At 54.7% G+C, this 22,385-nt stretch carries 15 protein-coding genes; all 15 read left to right on the forward strand.

Annotated features, from left to right (window positions below):
- The first annotated feature begins 72 nt into the window (after positions 1-72).
- A complete protein-coding gene (gene hemC, locus SH421x_RS22430) occupies positions 73-999 on the forward strand; it encodes a hydroxymethylbilane synthase (RefSeq protein ID WP_488852249.1) in 927 nt (308 codons plus the stop codon).
- A gap of 258 nt (positions 1,000-1,257) precedes the next feature.
- Positions 1,258-2,025: a flagellar hook-basal body protein gene (locus SH421x_RS22435; RefSeq protein WP_488852250.1), complete on the forward strand. Its 768-nt coding sequence runs from the start codon at positions 1,258-1,260 to the stop codon at positions 2,023-2,025.
- Positions 2,026-2,062: 37 nt separating this feature from the next.
- A complete protein-coding gene (gene flgG / locus SH421x_RS22440; protein ID WP_488852251.1) occupies positions 2,063-2,863 on the forward strand; it encodes a flagellar basal-body rod protein FlgG in 801 nt (266 codons plus the stop codon).
- A 30-nt stretch (positions 2,864-2,893) separates the two neighbouring features.
- Positions 2,894-3,754, forward strand: coding sequence for a flagellar basal body P-ring formation chaperone FlgA (flgA, locus tag SH421x_RS22445; RefSeq protein ID WP_488852252.1), 861 nt, complete (start codon positions 2,894-2,896; stop codon positions 3,752-3,754).
- Positions 3,754-4,449, forward strand: a complete 696-nt coding sequence (locus SH421x_RS22450; protein ID WP_488852253.1) for a flagellar basal body L-ring protein FlgH — start codon at positions 3,754-3,756, stop codon at positions 4,447-4,449. The genes flgA and SH421x_RS22450 overlap by 1 nt, the downstream gene beginning before the upstream one ends.
- Positions 4,450-4,478: 29 nt before the next feature.
- Positions 4,479-5,615 (forward strand): flagellar basal body P-ring protein FlgI, encoded by a 1,137-nt coding sequence (locus tag SH421x_RS22455; RefSeq protein ID WP_488852254.1) that lies wholly within the window; start codon positions 4,479-4,481, stop codon positions 5,613-5,615.
- Positions 5,616-5,635: 20 nt separating this feature from the next.
- Positions 5,636-6,055, forward strand: coding sequence for a rod-binding protein (locus tag SH421x_RS22460; protein WP_488852255.1), 420 nt, complete (start codon positions 5,636-5,638; stop codon positions 6,053-6,055).
- A gap of 41 nt (positions 6,056-6,096) precedes the next feature.
- The gene (flgN, locus tag SH421x_RS22465) at positions 6,097-6,618 is read left to right on the forward strand and encodes a flagellar export chaperone FlgN (protein ID WP_488852256.1); all 522 of its coding nucleotides are present in this window, start codon (positions 6,097-6,099) and stop codon (positions 6,616-6,618) included.
- A gap of 37 nt (positions 6,619-6,655) precedes the next feature.
- A complete protein-coding gene (gene flgK, locus SH421x_RS22470) occupies positions 6,656-8,359 on the forward strand; it encodes a flagellar hook-associated protein FlgK (protein ID WP_488852257.1) in 1,704 nt (567 codons plus the stop codon).
- A gap of 118 nt (positions 8,360-8,477) precedes the next feature.
- Positions 8,478-12,209 carry a flagellar hook-associated protein FlgL gene (flgL, locus tag SH421x_RS22475; RefSeq protein WP_488852258.1) on the forward strand — a complete coding sequence of 1,244 codons (3,732 nt, stop codon included), beginning with the start codon at positions 8,478-8,480 and terminating at the stop codon, positions 12,207-12,209.
- A 105-nt stretch (positions 12,210-12,314) separates the two neighbouring features.
- Positions 12,315-12,815, forward strand: a complete 501-nt coding sequence (fliW, locus tag SH421x_RS22480) for a flagellar assembly protein FliW (RefSeq protein ID WP_488852259.1) — start codon at positions 12,315-12,317, stop codon at positions 12,813-12,815.
- Positions 12,816-13,062: 247 nt separating this feature from the next.
- Positions 13,063-13,284, forward strand: coding sequence for a carbon storage regulator CsrA (csrA, locus tag SH421x_RS22485; RefSeq protein WP_105339260.1), 222 nt, complete (start codon positions 13,063-13,065; stop codon positions 13,282-13,284).
- Positions 13,285-13,791: 507 nt separating this feature from the next.
- A complete protein-coding gene (locus SH421x_RS22490) occupies positions 13,792-17,688 on the forward strand; it encodes a flagellin N-terminal helical domain-containing protein (RefSeq protein WP_488852260.1) in 3,897 nt (1,298 codons plus the stop codon).
- Between the two features lie 200 nt (positions 17,689-17,888).
- Positions 17,889-21,671, forward strand: a complete 3,783-nt coding sequence (gene fliD, locus SH421x_RS22495) for a flagellar filament capping protein FliD (protein ID WP_488852261.1) — start codon at positions 17,889-17,891, stop codon at positions 21,669-21,671.
- A gap of 105 nt (positions 21,672-21,776) precedes the next feature.
- Positions 21,777-22,334 (forward strand): flagellar export chaperone FliS, encoded by a 558-nt coding sequence (locus SH421x_RS22500; protein WP_488852262.1) that lies wholly within the window; start codon positions 21,777-21,779, stop codon positions 22,332-22,334.
- Positions 22,335-22,385 lie beyond the last annotated feature (51 nt).

A 22,385-nucleotide genomic window follows, 5' to 3' on the forward strand; every position in this document is an offset into this window, starting at 1 on the left:
GACCACCTCGATTTGGGGACGATTACGAGGCCGTTCGCAACTTCATTGGCTTTCCTAGATTCCTTGAAAATTATGCCAGCAATTCGGATCGGAACGCGGGGCAGTCAGCTCGCACAGTGGCAGGCCAATTGGGTCGCCGAGCAACTTCGCGCCACCGGCAATCATGTCGAAATCATTCACATCGCCACCCAAGGGGACGTAACGCAGGGCCCACTCGATTCGATCGGTGGTCGCGGCGTCTTCACGACCGAAATCCAAGCGGCCCTGTTGGATAATCGGATCGATGTCGCTGTCCATAGCTTGAAGGACCTGCCGACCGAAGTTGTAGCCGGGCTCCACCTCGCAGCCGTTCCCTTACGCGGTGCGGACGGAGACGTACTAATCTCTGGCAAGGCGAGTGATGTGTTAAGCCTCCCTCCAGAGGCGATCATCGGCACCGGTAGCATGCGCCGCAAAGCACAGTTGCTCCATTTGCGCCGTGATCTCCAGATCCGCGACATTCGTGGCAATCTAGATACCCGATTGAGAAAACTGGACGATGGCCTGTATGACGCAATCATTCTGGCCGAAGCAGGTCTCCGCCGGCTCGAACTAATCGAGCGGATTCGACATGTGATCCCTAAAGCTCAGATGCTACCTGCGGTGGGGCAAGGGGCGCTGGGTCTAGAGATCCGCGACAAAGATACTTCCACGGCAGCAATGCTGGCGCCGCTCAATGACGCTGCTTCGCACTACTCGGTACTTGCCGAACGTTCGATGCTGCGGAATCTTCGCGGCGGTTGTTTAGCTCCGGTCGGAGCTTGGGGACGAATCGACCAGGCAAAACAATTGCTGTTTCTCGATGGAGTCGTTGTCAGCGGCGACGGACATCATAAGATCACGGCCTCTGCTTGTGGTCCCCCCAATCGCGCCGAAGATATCGGCCGTCAAGTCGCCGATCAATTAGCCATCCAAGGAGCTGAGCGACTGATCGCATTCGCTAGGGCGACCGGCAGCTAAATCGACCAGCAAGTCACGACGCTTGCGGCAACTCTTTCTGCTAGCGTCAGGCAAGGGCTGCGACTTCGGCAACTTCTGCGCGTAGGATTCGTCTCTCCGATCTTCGCGGCTGCGAATAATTCGGCCACCGCTTCTCCGACAAATTACGGGGTTGGCGACATTCTTTTGGTCGCGCTGACTCCGCTGCGCAGGTTTCGGCACGCTCGTTGCATTGATTGAGAGACGCCTGGGGGGGCGAATCATCAACGAAACGTATCAATGCCATACGGTCTGTACATCGCCGCAGAAGGCGCCCAAGCCCAAGCCCAACGGGTCGAAGTCATCGCGAATAACATCGCGAACGTCGACACGACCGGCTTCAAGCGCGATCTGGCCGTTCTGCAAGCACGCTTCTCCCAGGCCATTGAAAACGGTACGGACTATCCAAATTCTGGGTCGATCAACGATGTCGGCGGCGGCGTCTACGTCAGTGAGCAAGTTACCGATTACTCACGCGGCGCTCTCAAACCGACTGGCGTTCCGACCGATCTGGCAATCGCCGGCGACGGCTTCTTCCAAATCGACATTGATGGTGAGACCTACCTGACGCGAGCGGGCAATTTTAACTTCACCGCCGAAGGCGCCCTGGTCACTCCGGCCGGCCATGCCGTTCTGGACGCGGAAGGTATCCCGGTTCAAGTCGATCCAGAAGCCCTGGTCAACCACATTGGCTCATACTTCGACGAAAACGGCTTTTGCACGGTGGGGGGTGATGTTGTGCCGCTGGCCATCGTCAATCCGAAATCGGATAGCGACCTGGCCAAATATGGTGACAACGCATTTTTTCCGCTGGCTCCGGTCGAACCGCTAGCCCTGGAAGAACGACAAACACGCGCCGGTTATCTAGAAGGTTCAGGCGTTAATTCGATCACGGAAATGATGACGATGATCGAAGCCCAACGCGCCTACGAAGCAAATGTAAACCTGATCAAGAATCACGATGAGATGCTCGGAAACTTGGTAAATCGCGTTCTCCGCCAAGGCTAATCGCCTGCGTCTTTCCCCCATTGGATAAGTAGCCAACATGAGCGTTCAAACACTCTACACCGCCGCGACCGGGATGCAATCTTTGCAGACCAAGCTCGATGTGATCTCCAATAATCTGGCGAACGTTAATACGACCGCGTTCAAAAAAGACCGCGCGAACTTCGAAGATCTGTTTTACGACAATCGCGTTTTGCCAGGCAAACTGGACGCCGCCTCAAATCCGACTCCGACCGGTACGCATATCGGCTTGGGCGTTCGCATTCAAAGCACGCAGACCGACTTCCAACAAGGCGCCTTTAAAGAAACCAATCGTTCGCTCGACTGGACGATTCGCGGCAAAGGCTTTTTTCAAGTCCTCGATCCAAGCGGCCAAACCTACTACACCCGAGCCGGCAACTTCTCGGTGAACGCCAACGGCGATATCGTCACCGGTTCGGCAGGCGTTGGGCGTCCACTCGAACCGGCTATCACGATTCCGGAAGACACGACCGGCATTGAAGTCTCGTCGGACGGGATCGTCTCCGTGCAACGTCCCGGCCTTCAAACGTTGGAAGAAGTGGGGCAGATTCAACTCGCCTCGTTCATCAATCCAGAAGGTTTGCTGAAACTGGGCGACAATCTGTACGCCGAAACGAACTCTTCCAGCGCCGCAGTCATCGGCAATCCTAACGTCGATGGCCTTGGCAGTGTCGAAAAAGGATTTCTGGAAGCATCGAATGTCGAACCGGTGCAAGAGTTGGTCGATCTGATTACGACGCAACGCGCCTTTGAGTTGAACTCACAAACCGTACAAGCCGGTGACCAAATCCTGCAGCTCGTCTCGAACCTGCGTCGCTAATCGTCTTAATATTTAAAAAGAGTCATTCCTATGCTTCGTCACTTCACCACATTCGCTCTGCTATTGGCCGGCCTGACCAGCGTCGTCCAAGGCTACGATGTCGTCCTGCGCCGCGAAGCGGTCGTTGTTGATTCCATTGTGCGATTGGGGGATCTGGCCGAGATCGACGGACCTTCGCAACGTTTCGTCCAAGAGCTGCAACAATTGGAATTGTTTCCGGCGCCCAGTATGAATCGCTCCCGCTTTGTCACCATCAATGACATTCGCGCCCAACTAAGCGCGCGCGGTTTTCATGACGCTGATCTCTTCTTTACGGGTGCCAGCCGCACGCGAGTTGCTCGCACTGACAGCTCCGCTCCACTTAGCTCAGTGCTTCCCTCTGAAACGCCGGAGATTCAACAAACAAGTTGGAGCGGCGGACCGTTGGCCGAAGGAGAATCACTGGTTGTTTACACCGTTCGACCGATTCGGCGCGGCGAAGTGATTCAAGCCAAAGACCTGACCGTACAACCGCTTAATCTGGTTCGGGCCGATGGGGACTATGAGACTCAGATTGATTCGCTGGTTGGCAAAGAAGCGATTCGCTCGCTGCCGGCCCAGCGGCCGATTGAATCAGGCTTGATCCGTGAACCCATCGTTATTCAACAAAACGACGTTGTCACTGTCATCGCTCAAATCGGCGGACTCATCATTCGCCGCGATGCGATCGCCGCCAGCGACGCCGCCATCGGCGACCTGGTGATGGTGCAAGCGATTTCTCCCGACTCCAAGCGAGGTCAAGAACGGGGCGAAATGTTTCAGGTTCGCGCGTATGGCCCAGGCCAGGCGATGACCTTGAATAGCGACCAACGCCGCCCTACGACCGTCACCGTTCAAAAGGGAACTCGATAATGAACCACAACATCAACCTTTACTCCCTGGTGTTGATCATCGCCGCGACTTCGCTGGCCGCCGCACAAGGCCCGACTTCGAGCCTGGCTCAGCGCAGCTTGCCAGGCGACCCCTCGGTCCCCGGCGAGCAAGTCGACGGAGCAATCCGCGATCTCAGTTGGTATTACCGCGAACTGCCGCCACCGCGCAAGATTCAAGTCAAAGACATTATCCATATTCGTGTCGACGAAGCGGCGGAAATGGAATCTGAAGGCAACCTAAATCGCCGCAAGCAAGCCAACTTTGACGCGTTGCTGGCGAACTGGGTTCACCTCGAAAATCTGAAAGCGATTGTGCCCGATCAGCAGACCGAAGGCTCGCCGCGGATCACGGGTCAGTTGAATAGTCGTTATCGCACGCAAGGAACTTTGGAGACCTTGGAGGAAGTTCGTTTCCGAGTCGCATCGACTGTCTCAGAAATAATGCCCAACGGCACGTTAAAGATCGAGGCTCAAAAAGAGATCCAAGTGAACAACGAAATCTGGACCTATTACCTGCGTGGAGTTTGCCGCGTCGAAGACATCGATCCCAACAACGTCGTCTTGAGCGAACGCCTGGCCAATCTCAGCATTACGAAGAAAGAGACCGGCAACATTCGCGATTCGTACAAACGGGGCTGGATGCTGAAAATCTGGGACGGTTGGAAGTGGTTCTAAGTATGAAAACGAAACCGATTAAAATCGCCATGAAAACCACCGCCATGCTAATGTTCGCTTTCATCGCCGGCTTCTCGGCCGTCGCTGAAGCGCAACCGCAACCGCAATCCCCGCCGCAATCTCCGCCGCAACCTTTGGTCGCTGAGCGTTTTCAAATCACGCAGCCGTTGTCGACCTTTGTCCGCGTGAAAGGACAGGAAGAAAACTACCTGCAAGGGATCGGCCTCGTGGTCGGCCTAAAAGGAACCGGCGACAAGGCCCTGACCCCGACACACAAAGCGTTATCGCTGGTGTTGAAGCATCTTGGCAGCAACTCAGGCTCAGGCCCTGATGGCGAGTATCTGCCCGAAACGCTCAAGACCGTCACCAATACCGCGCTAGTGATTGTGCGAGCTCGCGTGCCGGCCGAAGGCGCCGAAGAAGGTGACATGATCGATTGCGAAGTCAGCTCGCTGGGCGCCAAAAGCCTGGAAGGGGGATCACTGGCGATCAGCACACTGCAAGGGCCCAACCCGCACGATAAGACGGTCTGGGCGATGGCGACAGGCAACCTGGAAACCTTCAGCAAAGCGGTTCCGACTAATGCTCGCATCAAAGCCGGTTGTCGCATCGAAAAGTCGATTCGCAACGCGTTTGTGACATCGGACAATAAGGTTTATCTGGTCCTCAACGATGGCTACAAAGATTGGCAAATGGCTCAAGAGATCGTCTTCAGCGTGAGCAATCTACTGCAAATCGGCCAAGGATCTTCCAGCAACGTGCAAATCGCTCGGGCACTCGACCAGAAGACGATCGAAGTGCAGATTCCGTCGCAATATCAATCGGATCCGGTCTTCTTTGTCTCGATCCTCATGGATACGCCGATCGTCGACAAACAGCTCAACAACAAGGTGGTCATCAATAAAGCCCGAGGCGTGATCGTCGTCGGGTCGGACGTTGAAATCGGTCCCGATGTGGTCACCCACAACGGGGTCAAGATTGAAACGATTGATCCAGAGTCCACCAAATTTGTGCCGCTCAGCACGCAGCCGGCTTACGCGACTCGTTTGAAAGACTTGGTCGACGCATTGAACACGCTGAAAGTCCCTGCGGATGACGTGATCGACATCATCGTGGCGATCCATCACCAGGGCAAGTTGTATGGCGAATTGATCTTTGTGAACTAAGAAACGCCGAAAGTAAATCAATGGGAACCAGCGCACTCGCCAATTTGACTTCCGCCGCTCCGACTGCCCAGCAGTCGGATCTGCGGAAACAGTTCGACCAGTTTGTCGGCGAGTCTCTGTTCGGTCAGATGTTGAAGTCGATGCGAAAGTCGGTCGGAAAGCCCGCTTATTTTCATGGTGGTCGCGGCGAAGAAGTCTTCCAATCGCAACTCGATCAATTGCTTGTAGAAAAACTATCCGAGGCCAGTGCCCAGGAGCTGTCAGGTCCCATGTTTGAACAATTTATGACACAGTCGAATCTTAGCCCCGAATCGAATTCAAGTTCAAATTCCGCTGAGTTGTCGCAACGCTCGCCCCACTGGAAGCAGGTCAGTCTGATTCAAGCGGTGCAGACGTTGAACGATCAACCGAGCGCTCCATTATTGGACGCTTTGGCGTAATCACCGAATTCATCGCAAGCCGCTAAAGCAAGGTTTTCGCTATGCCTTTTACGCCCGCAGTTGACGCCTCAGAAGCAACGGCCGTCACCTGGGAATCGTCCACCGCCGAAGTTCTTCAAGAACTGACCAGCGTGCAGGATGAACTGATCGAAGTCCTGGGGATCAAAAGACGCCAGATGGTTGCCCGCGACATTCCTGGAATGGAAACGACCCAACTGCGCGAACTTGAACTGATTCAAAGACTTGAGCAACTGCGCGACGCGCGCCATGACTTGTTGCAATCTGCCCACCAGCAGGGTCTACCCAGCGACAGCATCGAATCGCTAGCCGTGCTTGCAGAAGGTGCAGAAGGCGCGAAGCTGCGAGAGATAGCAAGCTCAGCGAAGCTCCGCATGCGGACCATCCAAAACGAAACGCTAGTAAACTTTGTGCTAGCCCAACGTAGCGTACTACATTTGTCGCAGATTTTGCAAATCATCGCGACCGGCGGCAAACTTCAGCCGACTTATGAACAGGAGAACTCCGCACACCGGGGAGGGACTCTTGTGGACCATGAAGCCTAACAGTGACCAGGCGAAAGGCCACGGAGCATAGTCAAGGATGACTCTATTTACATCGCTGCAGCAATCGAAAAATGCGCTGCTCGCCGCTCAGATCGGGATTCAGGTGACGGGCAACAATATTGCCAACGTCAATACGCCCGACTATCTGCGCGAACGAGTCATCTATACTCCTGCGCCGACCCAAGTGAACGGCAACCTGCGTCTCGGGATGGGCGTACAGGTCGAAGGAGTCGTTCAGCAGGTCGATCATTTCCTAGAAGAACGGCTACGAAATTCGATCAGCGATCTAGCGAACGGCGAGTCGCAAGAGAGCACCTATTTGCAGCTTGAGGCGCTAATCGGCGAACTTAGCAATACTGATATCAGCACCTCTCTGAATGATTTTCTAGGAAGCATCAATGACATTCTCAATCAGCCTGAGGATGTTAGCGTGCGAAACTTATCGGTGCTCCGCGGTCAAACCCTAGCAAACGACATCAGTCGATTGTACGACCGCGCGAAAGAAGTTCATGCCGACCTCAACAAGCAGATCAAACAGTCGGCCACAGACATCAATTCTCGTCTAAAAGACATTGCTGATCTGAATGTCAAGATTACGACGCTGGAAGCAGGTCCCATCACCAAAAGCGATGCAATCGGTCTTCGCGATCAACGTCAACGCAAACTGACCGAATTGGCCGGCATCATCGACATCAAAGGGGTCGAGCAAGAGAATGGGTCTGTGTCGGTCTTTCTCGGCGGCGAATACCTAGTAATTGACGGCATCGCACGACAGGTCGATACAAAAACCGTCGCAGAAAACGGCTTGAGCAATGTGAACTTAACGCTGGCCGGCACAGACTCGCCGATTCTTGCGTACTCTGGCAAGTTGGCGGGCATGATTACGTCGCGGGATGCGATCATCGGCGACTTTATGAACAATCTAGATGACTTCGCCCAGACACTGACCTTTGAGTTCAATAAGGTTTTCTCGAGCGGCCAAGGTCAAACCGGTTATCAGGCGATGACCAGCGAGTTTGCGGTAGACGAAGCGGCGGCCGACCAGCCCTTGGATCAGGCCGGCCTGACTTATACGCCGACAAACGGCTCATTCAAGATCTACACCCAGAACCTGCAAACGGGCCTGACCAACACGACGGATATCTCGGTCAAACTCAACGGCCTGCCTGATGACACGTCGTTGCAAAGTCTCGCCGACGCGATCAACGAGGTTGACGGGCTGACGGCAAGTCTCTCGCTGGATGGCCATCTGCAGATTCAAAGCGACTCGGAGAATGTCGAGTTCGCCTTTGGCAGTGATACTAGCGGCGCACTGGCGGCACTGGGTCTCGGCACATTCTTCACGGGAACGTCGGCTAGCACCATCGGCATTCAACAGGCGATCAAGACGGATCCTTCCAAATTTGCCGCTAGCAAAAATGGCATCGGCGTCGACACCGACAATGCGATTGAGTTGGCAGGATTTCTCGATCGCCCCTTGGATAGCAAGAGCGGACAGACGCTGGACAATATCTACGGTCAACTGGTTGGTAACGTCACACAATCGGCCTCAGTCGCCAAAGCGGTCGCCGAAGGGTATCGCGTCTTTAAAGAGACGCTGGATGGACAAAAGCAAGGTCTGAGCGGCGTCAGCCTGGATGAAGAAGCAGTCAACTTAATGACCTATCAACGTCAATTTCAAGCAGCATCGCGTGTGATTTCGGTTATCGACGAGCTGCTAGACGTACTGGTCAATATATAGCTTGAAGCATCGGAATTCGCAGTAGTTTCGATTCGAGCGAAGCTGTCGATAACTCGCCAGCTAAGCTCTGATTTTCGTACATTCACATTTCCTATCGCTGCCCACAGCGCCTATCGTCATGACTCGAATCGTACCGGTACCGACTACTCGCGTAAGCGACGGCAATTTGCAGTCTCGTTTGCTGTCGCAATTGGCGGCGAGTCAGGCCAACCTCTTTAGTATCCAAAACCAGCTCAGCACCGGTCGTCGCTTGCTGGCTCCGAGCGACGATGCGCCCGCCGCGATTCGCGGCATCACGCTGCAATCCCTGATTGAGCGAAAAACTCAGATCAGCACGAACCTCACAACCAGCCAGTCGTATCTGGCTGCAACCGACACGGCGATGGCAGGAGCCGCCGATTTGTTGGCTGAAATGCGCGGACTGGCGGTCACCATGGTCGACTCGACGGCGACCGATTCGGAAGTAGCGGCTGCGAGTCAGTCGATGCAAAACGCATTGCAACAATTCATCGATATTGGAAATCGCCAATTCCGTGGTCGCTACCTCTTTGGCGGATCCAACACGACGACGCCTCCCTTTTCTATTAAGGATGGCCTAGTCACCTACAACGGCAATACGAATAGCCTCAATAGCTTCGCTGATATCGACTTGCTATTTGACACCACCGTCAACGGTGACGCCGCTTTTGGAGCGATCTCGCCGGAAGTCAAAAGTCAGATCGATCTGAATCCCGTTTTGACCACGAATACGAAGCTCGCCAATTTGCGCGGCGGTGCTGGAATTGCGTCCGGCAGCTTCGTAATTTCTGACGGTTCCAATCCGGTTACCATCGATATTCGCTCCGCCGAAACGGTTGGTGATGTGATCGCCTTGATCGAGAAGAATCCTCCGCCAGGGCGAAAAATCACTGCGAGGATTGACAATAATAGCCTGATCATCGATATCGACGACGCAGGTGGCGGCAACCTCACCATCCGCGAAACAGGCGGAAGTCGCGTCGCGGCTCAACTGGGAATCCTGACAACCAACGGCAACGGCGTTAACCCAATCGAAGGCGCCGACCTGAACCCGATCATCACGGCGACCACCAAACTGTCGGATCTGTTAGGGTCGAAAGCTCAGGCGGTGATCTCTTACGGCGGCGTTAATAACGACATCATCCTGAACGCAAAGAACAACGGGACCGACGCCAACGGCGTCAAACTGCAATTAGTCAATGATGATCTGTTACAAGCTAAACCGGGTTTAACCAAAGGAAACGAAGTCGTCACGCTAGCCGAAGATCTGCTGCGACCGCAGACAACGCTCGATCTAGATGGGGCCGGCAACAGTTTGTTACTGACGGCGAACTCAACGGGTGACAGTCTCGACGGCGCACGAATTATCTTTGATTCTTCCGGGGATATAGGCGACACCGCGGTGATCGGTCCGACCACGGTGGTCAACGGAGTGAAGACAATCACTGTTCAGATTGACGACACGGACGAAACCTCGCTGCAGTCCTTAACAGACGCTTTCGTCGCCGATGGGCGTTTCTCAGTAGGTTTTGATAAATCAACCGGAGAAACGTTCAATCCAACCAGTTCGGTTCTCGCCAGCAACAGCAATAACGCCTATACGACCTATGTGACACAGGACGGCGTCAAAGCGCGAGCGGCCCTGCCGCTCTCCGGCGGCAACAACGATTTGATCTTAACCGCAAATCAAGCCGGCTTTGATTTCAATAATGTCAATATTGTGATCGACGCATCCGGCAACCTTGGTGATGCGGCGACTGCGACCTATAGCGACGACGGGACGAATCGCACGTTGACGCTAGCGATTGACGATAGTGACGAGACATCTTTACAGACACTGATGAATGCAATCATCGCCGAAGGAAGCTTTTCGGTTCGCCCTGATAGCTCGAATGGCAATTCCTTCAATCCCGGCTCCTTCGTCTCGGCGGCCGATGACGGACCCATCGGTAACACAGGCAACAGCGGGGGCGACGCCAAAACGGTATTTGTCCGTGTTGACGCAGACCGCACCAATGCGAACCAACTTGTTGCTGCGCTAAATAACAATGCAAAATTCAGTGAGCTGTATTCGGCCGAGATTGACGAGCACGACAGCATTTCTGACTACCAAAGCGGATCTGGCGTTGTCGATTTGACGGTAGTTGGAGAGCTACAAGGCGGTAGTGGAGCCGATTTTGACAAAACGTCTGGACTGCAGATCACCAACGGTGGCGCTACGCAGGTCCTAACTTTTGACGGCGCAAATACCATCGAGGATCTTCTTAACACCTTTAATGGCGCCGGATTAGGAGTCTTGGCCGAAATCAACGCCGCCGGCAACGGCATCAACGTTCGCTCAGTGGTGAGCGGCGGCGATTTCACAATCGGCGAAAATGGAGGCACGACCGCAACTCAGTTGGGTCTCCGCACGTTCAGCGAATCGACGCCGCTCTCTTCGCTCAACTTCGGTCTGGGCGTTAACACGACGACAGGGACCGACTTTACGATCACTCGCAATGATGGGAAACAGCTGGAGATCGATCTTTCGAGCGCCAAGACGGTGGGGGATGTGCTGAATTTGATCAATAACCATCCCGACAACCAGGATGGTAGCCCTGTCGTCGCGCGCCTCACTGATTTCGGCAACGGAATCGAACTAGTCGACGATAATCCCGATGGAATCGGTCGACTCACGCTCGAACGCGACATCCTGAGTTCGGCAGTGGTAGACCTCGGCCTCATGCCGGCAGGACAAACGGTCAGTACTGCGTCCGACTCTCCCTCTGCGACCGCAGCGACTGCGGTTGTCGAGCTTTCGCCCCCCAGCAATGTCAACAACGCGATTCAGATCACAGCCAATCTCCCCGGCACCACCTTTAATAATGTCCAAGTCGAGTTCATCAACTCGAGCGCTGTCGGCGATCAGGCCATCGTGAGCTTTGACCCCAACACAAAGAAATTGACGATTGATGTCGATCCGTCGATGACCACCGCGAATACGGTAATCGCTGCGATCAATGCTGAGGGAACTTTTTCGGCGGACACGTCACTTGAATCTGACCCGACCAACAACGGCTCCGGTTTGATCATCGATACCGGCGTCCTCGCTTCGACCAATGGTGGAACGCCGGTCGCTGACGCCGAACCGGCGACTGCGTCGGTCTCTTTCGAGCCCCCCAACAACTTGAATACTGCTTTCACGCTAGAATCGCTGTATCCTGGTACGGCCAAAAACGATGTCCGCATCGTCTTCAATGATACGCTAACCTCTGGATCCCCAACCGCCGTTTACAACTCTGGCGCCAGAACGCTCACCCTCTCGATCGAAGCCGGAGTGACCACCACTTCCGAGATCGTGAATGCGATTAATCTCGAAGGCACCTTCCACGCCGACTTGGATCGCAGTTTGGATCTGACGAATGACGGATCAGGGGCAGTCGTCGCGACCGGAACCGTCGGCGTCACATCTGGCGGGACTGCCGAAGTGCTCTCGGGCCAAGATGTCAATCGGCGAGAAACCCAGAGCGTTTTCAACACGTTAATCAAATTGAACGATGCCATCGTTTCACGCGATTACGTGCAGATCAGTCGCCTTGTCGACTCTTTGGATCGAGACTTTTCTCGACTCAGCTTTTCGCGCGGCGAGTTGGGCGCTCGCTCGCAAAACATCGATTTGTTGAAAATCCGACTCGAAGACGATATGGTCGAACTCGACGCAAACTTATCGACCGAAATCAATGTCGATTTCGTTAAAGCAGCCTCCGATTTCTCGGCGCAACAGGCTTCCTATCAAGCGTCGCTGCAAGCGATCGGCCAGATTTATCAACTCTCGCTGCTCGACTACATCTAACGCAGCTAGTGGGCAAGAATGTGCTACTCTCAACGTTCTGCGACGGATGTTCGGATTTTATGGATTCTCGCGGGCACATCCGCCGATAAATCAGAATATTAGAACTTGGGTCGCCATCAGAGCGATAATGCCAGCATCGCATCACTGATCGAGATGTTTCGAATCATGGATATCTACACGGCTCGCTTCGGAAAGCTCGAAATCGCGGATGAAGATGTCATCCTATTCGCGGACGGCTTGATCGGCTTCGAAAGCCTGGTCAACTGGATTCTGCTGTCCGACGAAAAATCAGAAGATCTCGGTTGGTTGCAATCTCTCGAGCAACCTGAAGTGGCGCTGGCCGTCGTTAGCCCGCGTCGATATGCCCCGGAATACCGCGTACGCCTCGATAAAGAGGAAGTATCGCCGATCCGTTTGACTGCCGATGACGAAGTATTCGTCCTGACGATCGTTAGCAAGCATGCAGATACGCTCACGATCAATCTTCGCGCCCCCGTCGTGATCAACCTGACCAAGCAACTGGGACGGCAAATTGTGACGTCCGATGATCAGCCGTTGCAATACGAAATTCAGGGCGGCGCTGCGTATTATCGCAAGAGCGCCTAATTCGTTCGAATTTGCTGGCGAAAGATCGGCGGTACATTCGATTCCGCCGACAGAAGTCGACCCTTGCGGCGGATATTGATTGGTGGCCAATCAAAGTCCGATAGATGCTACTGCGGCCGGCGCCGCGACAGCGATGCTATCCCACGCTTGGGCCGCTAGCTGACTACCGCTAAATTGAATTCGCCCTACCGTTCTCCGGCGTCGCCGCCAAACGGATTAGAACAGCGCACCGAGGAAGGAGCCTGATATGCTCGTCTTGTCGAGGCATCGTGACGAAAGCATCATGATCGGCGATAACATCGTGATCACGATCGTCGATATACGCGGCGATAAAGTCCGTCTTGGCATCGCCGCCCCCCAAGACATCCCCGTACATCGCCAAGAGGTGTACGAAGCGATTCAACGGGAGAATCAACAAGCGGCCCGTCTGCAGCCGAACGAAGCCGCCGCACTCCGTAAGACGAAATAGTTCTGGCGCAATTGCTGCGCACTGAACCATTCCTCATAATCGTCCTACCTATCGTAATCCGCTCAATGGCGCCCGGCCCGGCGCCTTTCTTTGTCGCTGCTGCGACCACATAACGCCCCAAAAAGTGCGCGAATTGCGTTGCGGATAGGCGCAGTTAAACCAGGCAAAATCCCTGTTTTTAACGGCCTGTAACGGTCATGCGGCGTAAGCCTACTAGGGACCCTAATCCCATGAGGAAAACATCTCCAATCACCTAATGCGTGCAACTAAACATATCCGATAGTCCTCGATAGATGATCGTGCATAGGATCGGTCGAGCGCTGGAGAGAACTGGCTTTCACCAGAGCGAAGTTGCAGGAAGTCCTGCAGGGGCAGGAAGCCTCCTGAAATGACAAGCACATAGGTTTGAATAGGGCTGCGTTTGCAGCCGACCGTCCCGATCTACAGACTCCCCAGGCGTCGGACGGGCTTCAAAGTAGTCCCTGGATTTAGGAGGGGTGACTCCCAATGACCCGCATTAATACAAACGTTAGCTCTCTTGTTGCTCAGAAGAACCTTAACCGCTCTAACGCGGACCTCAACACAACTCTGACGCGGCTTAGCACCGGTCTCCGCATCAACAGCGGTAAAGACGATCCGGCCGGTTTGATCGCCAGCGAATCTCTTCGCAGCGATATTACCAGCGTCGAAAAAGCGATCACCAATAGTGAACGCGCCAATCAGCTCATCGCGACGGCCGATAGCGCACTTGGTCAGGTCAGCTCGCTGCTGAACGACATTCGCGGCCTAATCTCAGAAGCGGCGAATACTGGTGCTCTCAGCGATGAACAGATTGCGGCGAATCAGCTGCAGATCGACTCGTCGCTCGAAGCTATTGACCGTATCGCCCAGGTGACCTCGTTCCAGGGCAAACGTCTGCTCGACGGCAACTTGGACTTCATCACGCAGAACGTCAACAGCTCGGCGATCGAAGGTCTCCGTATCGATCAGGCCAACTTCGGCACACAAAGCTCGATCGGCGTGAAAGTCAACGTCGTCAAGCAAGCGACCCGCGGTGAACTGAGCTACGGTTTCGGCGCTGTCGCCGACGACTTGGTCTTGGAAATCGGCGGCGCCAACGGCACCGAAGCGTTTAATTTCGCCAAGGGTTCGACGATCGAAGAAATCGCTTCGGCTGTGAACCTGGTGTCAGACGCCACTGGCGTTGAAGCAGTTGTCGAAACCGCCGCCACCAAGGGCACGTTGACCGTCAGCAGCTTTGGTACGGACAACGACATCACCCTGACCGCCAACGAAGCCGGTTTCGATCCGGGCGACGTTCGTATTAAGTACAGCAAGGGAACAGGCACCGCCACCACCGCGAGCTACACAGCTCCAGTCGGCGCCGATCCTGGCAAGCTGGAAGTAACGCTGGGCGTTTCGGCATACGAATCATCGACGTTGATCGTTGATACGGCTGGAGATAATAACGCCTTCTCGATTACCGCCAATGAAGCGGGCACCGACTACAACGGCACCAAGGTTGTCTTCGCGGATGGCGCCGAGCTCGGTGACGAATCGGCCTCGTATGACGCGTCGTCGAAAACCTTGACGATTACGAAGAACGCTGCATCTAACGCCGATGCGATTGTCGCCGCGATTAACAACGCCACGGAACAGACCGCGGCCACATTCGTCACGGGCGGTGTCGCGAATGCTTCGCTCACGCTGACCTCGAAAATTCTCGGCAGTGACACCAACAGCGTCGGAATCGAATATGTCGACAACGCCGCGCTGACGGGTGGAGCACTCGTCTCGTTTGACGAAACCAACAATAAGTTGGTGATCCAGATTGACGACGGCGTCTCGACTGGTACTGAAATCCGCGATGCGATTAACTCGCAAATCGGGGATTTGTTCTCCGCCGCCTATACCGGCGCCGGTACTGGCGCCGCGGTCGTGAATGTCGCAGACATTGCGGGCAGTTCAACCTTCGGCGGCGGTACGACGGTTTCTCGCTCGGCAGCCTCGGTTCTGATTGAATCTGGCAACGCCGACGCTTCGATCCATGTTCGCGCCCTGGGTGGCGGTACGGACGTCGACGGCGTTCAAGTCATCTATTCGACCTCTGGCGGTGTGCTCGCCGGTGCTGAAACGGCGACTTATGACGCTGACGCGAAGACCCTGACCGTTCAGGTCAATGCTGCATCGACCGCCAATCAGGTCATTACGGCCATTGACGCGACCGGCTCGTTCGATGCCCGAGCTGCTCTAGGCAGCGACGGCACAGGCACCATCCTTGTTGCCGATACGACCGCAAGCACGCTGTTTTTGGGCGGGGATCGTCAAAAGACGACTGAACTGTTCACCGCTGCCGTGATTGAAACCACAGGTTATGGCGCCGGCGCTGGCGTTGTTTCGGCCACCGGTCTTTATGCAACGACCTCCGCAGGCGGCGTCAAAGGGGGCGAAATTACCGCCACCGCGAATGATGTCATCGCTGCGATCAACGCCGCTACGGGCAACAACAAAGTCACCGCGTCGCTTTCCGCTGGCAACGACGGCCACGACACGGTCACCGAGTTCACCAGCTACGCCTATAACGGCCTTGCCGAGAAGAATACCAGTGTTCAATTCCTGGCGCCCGATGATTCGCCGAACATTCGGTACGTCTCGACTCCCGGCACCGGCCTGAGCATTGACACGACGACCGATCCGCGCGTCGAAGGTCTGTCCCAAGCGATCATCCAGAACGCAGACGCCAACGGCACCTTCTCGATCACCGCGAAGCTCAAGGGAACCGACTACGACGGTTACACGATCAGCTTTGTGGATGACACGGATCTGACCGGCGGTGGGGACGAATTTGCTGAGCTTGACAAAGAAGCCAAGACGCTCGTCCTTCATATCTCGGATGGCGTTTCGACCGCTGAGAATATTCTCAACGCGATCAACAATGATGAATACGTCAGCGACTTCTTCAAAGCAGAGAACTTCGGCTCCAGTGACGGAACTGACGCTGTGACAATCGCCGACTTGACCGTTCCTGCCGGCACCACCGGCGGCTTGGTCAGTGAAGGGACGTTGATCGTCAATCTGGAAACGGACTCTGATGGCAATGTCAAGACGACGGCCAATGATTTGATCGCCTTCTTCGATAACCCCAGCACCTTTATCTCGGACTCTGGCGATGCTGCCGCCGCGCTAACTTACTTGCAAGATCGCGGCATTAGTGTGACCAATGTCAGCGGCAGCGATGGCAGCGGCATCCTAGAAACGACCAGCACCGATATTACCTTCGCCACCAGCGGCACCCAACTGGAAGACGCTCAGGCGGAGGGTACCACGTTCTCTGTGAACGGCGTCAACGCCCAGCTGACCTTCACGGCGATCAACTCGGGCGATGAGTACGACAACGTCACTGTGAACTTCGTCAATGACGCCACCGTGACGGCCGGTACGGACGAACGCGGCGAGTACGACGCAGCCAGCAAGACCTTGACCTTCTACATTGAAGAAGGGGTCACGACGGCCGCAGACATTGAAGATATCTTCACTTCTTCGGACGGCAATTATGACGCAGCCCTGGCATTGCTGTTTAGCGGATCCGCAGACGGCACCGGCGCTGGAGTTATCACCACTGCTGATACCGCGACGCTGACCGGCGGCGTGGTCGATACCGGCTCGGTCGAAGGAGCTGCGTTGCTGGGCAACGCTGATCTGGAAAACACCGGATTGACCTTCCGAGCGACAAACTTTGGCTCCGATGCGTTTGTCAGTGTGAAAGCCCTTAGCGGAACTTTCAGCCTGACAGACCAGAGTGGCAATGCCAATGTCGATCGCGTCTCTGGAACCGACGTTGATCTTCGCATCAACGGTATCCAAGCGATCGGCGACGGTTTGAAGGCCTCGATCAATACTTCCTCGCTCGACCTGAGCTTCTCGCTCGGTGAAAACGTCACCGACGATTCGAGCTTTGACTTTGAGATTGTCGGCGGCGGAACGTTGTTCCAGCTGGGTCCGGACGTGGTCAGCAACCAGCAAGCCCGTCTTGGTATCCAGAGCGTCAGCACCGCCACCTTGGGTGGCGTCAGCGGACGTTTGTTCGAGCTTCGCTCGGGCGGCAGCAAGAGCCTGTCGGCCGACGTCGGTGGAGCGGCCAAGGTTGTGGACGAAGTCATCTCGGTGGTGACATCGCTTCGCGGTCGATTGGGCGCTTTCCAGAAGACGACCTTGGACTCGAATATTTACTCGTTGAACGATACGTTGGCCAACCTGACCGAAGCCGAAAGCTCGATCCGTGACGCTGACTTCGCCGCCGAATCGGCCAAACTGACGCGAGCTCAGATTCTCGTTCAGTCGGGTACCTCGGTGTTGGGTATCGCCAAACAGAATCCGCAAAACGTGCTCAGCCTACTCCGATAACAATCGGGCTGAATACGCCAAGCTACGAAAGCCTCCGCCAATTTGGCGGAGGCTTTTTTTTGGTTTGGCGGCTCTAACTACCTAATCGGAATAAGCTGGAGATTTTACCGCGGCTTGGTCGACAAAAGATAATGACGCTGTCTAAAAATTGACGTTAAATCAGGCCGCGCGGGCCGTCAGAGAAAGCGACACCTACTTCCATGGTTGGGATTAGCAGCAGCACTGGATTGGTAACCGGCATTGATATTGCCGGCACAGTGAAGCAATTGATGGCATTTGAAGCGCAGCCACGCGATCGCCTGGTCACGCGCACCAAAACATTCACTGACGAGCAAGATGCGCTCAGTCAGTTGACCGCTTCGGTGTTGGGACTTCAATTCTCCGCAGCAAAATTCGCCCTACCGGCGACTTTCAATGCGCGAACTGCTAGCAGCAGTAATAGCAGCGCTTTAACCGCGACGATTACCGGGACTCCTCGACTCGGCTCTACGCAATTTACTCCGATTCGTACAGCACAATCGCAGCAGTATCTAAGTTCAGGCGTGGACTCGCTGACGAGCCCGCTTTCGGCGGGTCAAATAACCCTTAGCTCCGCTCCTCGCATCGACAAAGGTCTCGCGCTAACCGAACTCAACGCCGGCGAAGGAGTTCAACGAGGCAAAATTCGCATCACGGATCGCAGCGGTGCTAGCGATACCATCGATCTGCGCTACGCGACGACCATCGACGACGTTTTAACTGCAATCAATTCAAGCGATGTGCTTGATGTTACAGCATCGATTGCAGGGGATCGGCTCAAGCTGGTTGATAACACCGGCAAAACCTTGAGTAATCTAATCGTCAAGAGTCTCGATGGAGGTTCGACCGCCGCAGACCTGGGCATCGATGGAACAAACGTCGCCGCAGACAGCGTTGTCGGAAATGATCTCCTTTCGCTTTATAGCGGAACGCGAATCAGCGCCCTTAATGACGGCGCAGGTGTTCGTCTAAGCAAAGACCTGGATGACCTGACGATTACTTTTCGGGACGGATCGACCCAAAATGTCGGACTTCGGCAGATTGCTAAACCCGAAGGATTCGCTGTTGCGCTGAGTGAATCCTACGACTCAAAGTTCAGCATTACCGCCAAAAACGCCGGCGCCGCATACGATGGGGTCGCCGTCATTTTTCAGGACAATGCCAGCATCACGCAAGGTAATGAAACCGTCCTCTATGATGACTTGGCGAAGACAATTACCGTGCAGATCGCCGCGGGTTCGACGACTGCTGCGGATATCATCAGCGCGATCAACAACGATGTAACCGCCAGTCCGTATTTCCTCGCGCAGACAGTCGACGGCGGAAGCGGAAACGGCCTGATTGATCCCAACGACACCGCGATCACTAGCGGCGGAACGGCGCTCTCCACGGCCGTTACTACCGCAGCCAACGTCAATGCCGGGATCGAAATTAGCGCGATCAACCCCGGCGGCGATTACGACGACGTTCAAATCCTGTTTGTCGATGATCCCGGCGTAACCCAGGGTAACGAAACTGTCATCTATGACGATTCCGACCCTTTTAACAAGACATTAACCGTTCATATCAAAGCGGGCGAAAGCACCGCTGGAGATGTTATCACGGCGATAGGGGGTGACCCCATCGTCAGCGTACTCTTTAGCGCGGCCAACGCTTCGGGAAGCACTGGCGCTGGCTTGATCGACTTGACCGATAGCGGAATTACTGCTGGCGGCGATCAAGACGCGATCGGTATTTCGACCGCACATGCCGTCGACAGCGTCGTTAAATTGACGGCGAAACAACTAGGCGGCGACTTCGACAACGTGACGCTCCGGTATGTGAATGACCCTTTGGTCACCGCCGGAAATGAAACGGTCGAATACGACGAAAGCGATCCGAACAACAAGACTTTGACCGTGCGGATTGCCGCCGGTCAGACGACCGCCGATGATGTGATCGCAGCGATCAGCAGCGATCCGACCGCTTCTGCGTTGTTCACCGCAGCTACCGCGTCCGGTGGGACTGGTGATCGAATCGTTGATGTTGGGAGTACGGCGACGACAACTGGCGGCGCCGCCCAAGAAGCTCGCAGTCCTAACACGCTAGGCGACCTGCTTACGATTTTGAACGAAGTCGATCCAACTCGACTCCAGGCGCAAATCGCCGCCGATGGTGACCGGATAGAATTGATTGATATTTCCGCCGATAACGGCGGCTCATTCTCGGTCAGTAGTTTTGGTGATGGGAATGCGGCGGAAGATCTCGGTATCGCGGTTTCGACTAGTGGGGATTCCATCGAAAGTGGTCGTTACATCGGCGGACTGAAGTCGCGGCTAATCAGTTCGCTGAACGGCGGGAATGGACTCGATTTGGGATCGATCCAAATCACCGACCGTAGCGGAGCTTCGGCCACGATTGACTTATCTGGAGCCGAAACCGTCGATGATATTCTGCGTGCCGTAAATGACGCAGGCCTCGGCGTCAAAGCCGAAGTAAACGAAGCCGGCAACGGCATCACGCTGCGTGATACAACCGGTCAATTTTTTAGCAATTTCAAGGTCGAAAATACCGGCGCAACCAACTCGGCCGACCTGCTAAAAATCACCGCGTCGACATCACAAACGAAGATCGAATCAGGCTCGCTGCACGCCCAATTCATCAGTGAGCAGTCTTCGCTAGACTCGCTGAACGGCGGTAAGGGTATTGATCGTGGCAAATTCCTGATTCGAGACAGTGCCGGCAATGGCCTCATTTTCGACACGAGCGGCGACACTCTACAGACTCTAGGGGACCTGATTGAGCTGATCAACAGCCAGACGAAGCTAAAGGTCAAAGCCGAAATTAATGACAATGGCGACGGATTGAAGTTTACCGATCTAGCTGGCGGCAGCGGGACTTTACTGGTCGCCAACTCGGGAAGTTCGACCACTGCTACTTCCTTGGGGATCGCAGGATCCGGCGTCATCGCCGCTGGTGATACAAAACAAAGCGTCAGCGGATCGTTTAATAAGGTTGTCAAAATTGAAGCAGGCGAAACAATTAGTGACGTGATTTCCAAGATCAACGCCCTGGATGTGGGAATTTCGGCCAGCAGTTTCGACTTTGGAAGCGGCAGCGAGCGATTTCGCATTTCACTCACCTCCGATACTTCAGGCGCCGCTGGAGGGTTTCAGATTGACTCACTTGCCTCCAGTTTTCGCTTTGACGAAATTGTCAAAGGACAGGATGCGCTGTTGTTATTTGGCTCCAACACGGCATCTTCCGCCGGCGTTCTGACTACCTCGTCGAATAATACCTTTGCAAACGTTGTCGAAGGGCTGAGTTTGACGATCAAAGAAGCTTCAACGACGCCGGTGAATATCAATGTTGAGTCTTCCACCACTTCGCTGATTTCATCCGCCAAAGCTTTTGTCGAACAATACAACTTGTTGCGAGACAAATTGGATGGTTACACAACCTTCAGTGAAACGGACTTTTCAACCGGCATTCTATTCGGCTCCAACGAAGCACACCGAATCGAGTCCGAATTGAGCGAAATGCTCACACGGCGATACCCCGGTCTAGGAAAATATCAATCTCTACAACAGCTAGGCTTTAGCTTTTCGGAAAGTGGCCAACTTGCGCTAGATGAAGCGAAGCTGACGGAGTCCTACAATTCGGATCCGCAGGCAGTCGAGGATTTTTTCACAAAATCACAAACCTCAGGCGGCGTATCGACAAAAGTGGGCTTCGCCGCCCGATTCGACAAGCTGATGGAATCGTTCGCCGGCGCCGGAAGATCGCTGCTGGTTAGTCGCATTCAGGCGTTGCAATCCAAGGTCGATTCCAACACGGAACGGATTGATGTCTGGCAGGAGCGACTTGATCGCAAGCAAGCGGCTCTCCTGAAACAGTTCTATACCTTGGAAACGACGATTTCTAACCTGCAAGCCAACTTGACCGCGATTAGTTCAATTGAGCCGATCTCGATTGATGGGAGCTAGAATCCCCCAAAGCTTTTGGGCAACTTCTACCGATAGAGGAATAGAAGAACGCGAAACGTCCCGCAGACAATTCGCAATCCCTCGCGACTTAACCCAGCAGCAATCATGTTCGAATACGGCGCAAGTAATTCCTACCTCGAGACGGAAGTTCTAACTGCCACGCCGCAAAAACTGCAATTGCTATTAATCAGCGGTGCTATTCGTTTTGGACAGCAAGCGGTGCACTTGAAGAGTGCTGGTCAGGATGAAGCGGCCTGGGAAGCGCTGCTGCGCTGTCGAGGCATCGTTACCGAGATTCTGATCAACCTCAAGCCAGAGATTGCGCCGATCGCAAGTCAGGTAGCAGGGATCTATCTGTTCTTATTTCGCGAGCTGTCGGATATCCAAATTACAAATCAATACGAGAAGATTACCGACCTGCTGCCGGTTCTAGAAGAAGAACGCGAAACCTGGCGACAATTGTGCGAAATGATGCCGGAAGCGCCCGCGCGTCCGTTTGAAGAGGTGAAAGAAATCACCGCCGCCAACTCGCAACCGATGAACACAAATCTCAACCACGGAGGCTCTGCCCCTAGCGGAGCCCATTGGGGATCAAATTCGCACTCCCATTCTGCTGGCCAATACCAAGCCGGCCAAGGCTCTGGATTCTCGCTGGACGCCTAGTCCATCCTCGTCCAGCCGGCGTGATCCCGCCAAGTTCCGATCTTGACTCGT

Source organism: Blastopirellula sp. SH421 (genome assembly GCF_057808535.1).

Bases quoted from the DNA above. Each gene is read 5' to 3' on its own strand.
- flgA (WP_488852252.1), top strand. From the start codon at position 2,894: ATGCTTCGTCACTTCACCACATTCGCTCTGCTATTGGCCGGCCTGACC.
- flgL (WP_488852258.1), top strand. From the start codon at position 8,478: ATGACTCGAATCGTACCGGTACCGACTACTCGCGTAAGCGACGGCAAT.
- SH421x_RS22460 (WP_488852255.1), top strand. From the start codon at position 5,636: ATGGGAACCAGCGCACTCGCCAATTTGACTTCCGCCGCTCCGACTGCC.
- SH421x_RS22450 (WP_488852253.1), top strand. From the start codon at position 3,754: ATGAACCACAACATCAACCTTTACTCCCTGGTGTTGATCATCGCCGCG.
- fliD (WP_488852261.1), top strand. From the start codon at position 17,889: ATGGTTGGGATTAGCAGCAGCACTGGATTGGTAACCGGCATTGATATT.
- SH421x_RS22490 (WP_488852260.1), top strand. From the start codon at position 13,792: ATGACCCGCATTAATACAAACGTTAGCTCTCTTGTTGCTCAGAAGAAC.
- flgN (WP_488852256.1), top strand. From the start codon at position 6,097: ATGCCTTTTACGCCCGCAGTTGACGCCTCAGAAGCAACGGCCGTCACC.
- SH421x_RS22455 (WP_488852254.1), top strand. From the start codon at position 4,479: ATGAAAACCACCGCCATGCTAATGTTCGCTTTCATCGCCGGCTTCTCG.
- SH421x_RS22500 (WP_488852262.1), top strand. From the start codon at position 21,777: ATGTTCGAATACGGCGCAAGTAATTCCTACCTCGAGACGGAAGTTCTA.
- flgK (WP_488852257.1), top strand. From the start codon at position 6,656: ATGACTCTATTTACATCGCTGCAGCAATCGAAAAATGCGCTGCTCGCC.
- SH421x_RS22435 (WP_488852250.1), top strand. From the start codon at position 1,258: ATGCCATACGGTCTGTACATCGCCGCAGAAGGCGCCCAAGCCCAAGCC.
- hemC (WP_488852249.1), top strand. From the start codon at position 73: ATGCCAGCAATTCGGATCGGAACGCGGGGCAGTCAGCTCGCACAGTGG.
- csrA (WP_105339260.1), top strand. From the start codon at position 13,063: ATGCTCGTCTTGTCGAGGCATCGTGACGAAAGCATCATGATCGGCGAT.
- flgG (WP_488852251.1), top strand. From the start codon at position 2,063: ATGAGCGTTCAAACACTCTACACCGCCGCGACCGGGATGCAATCTTTG.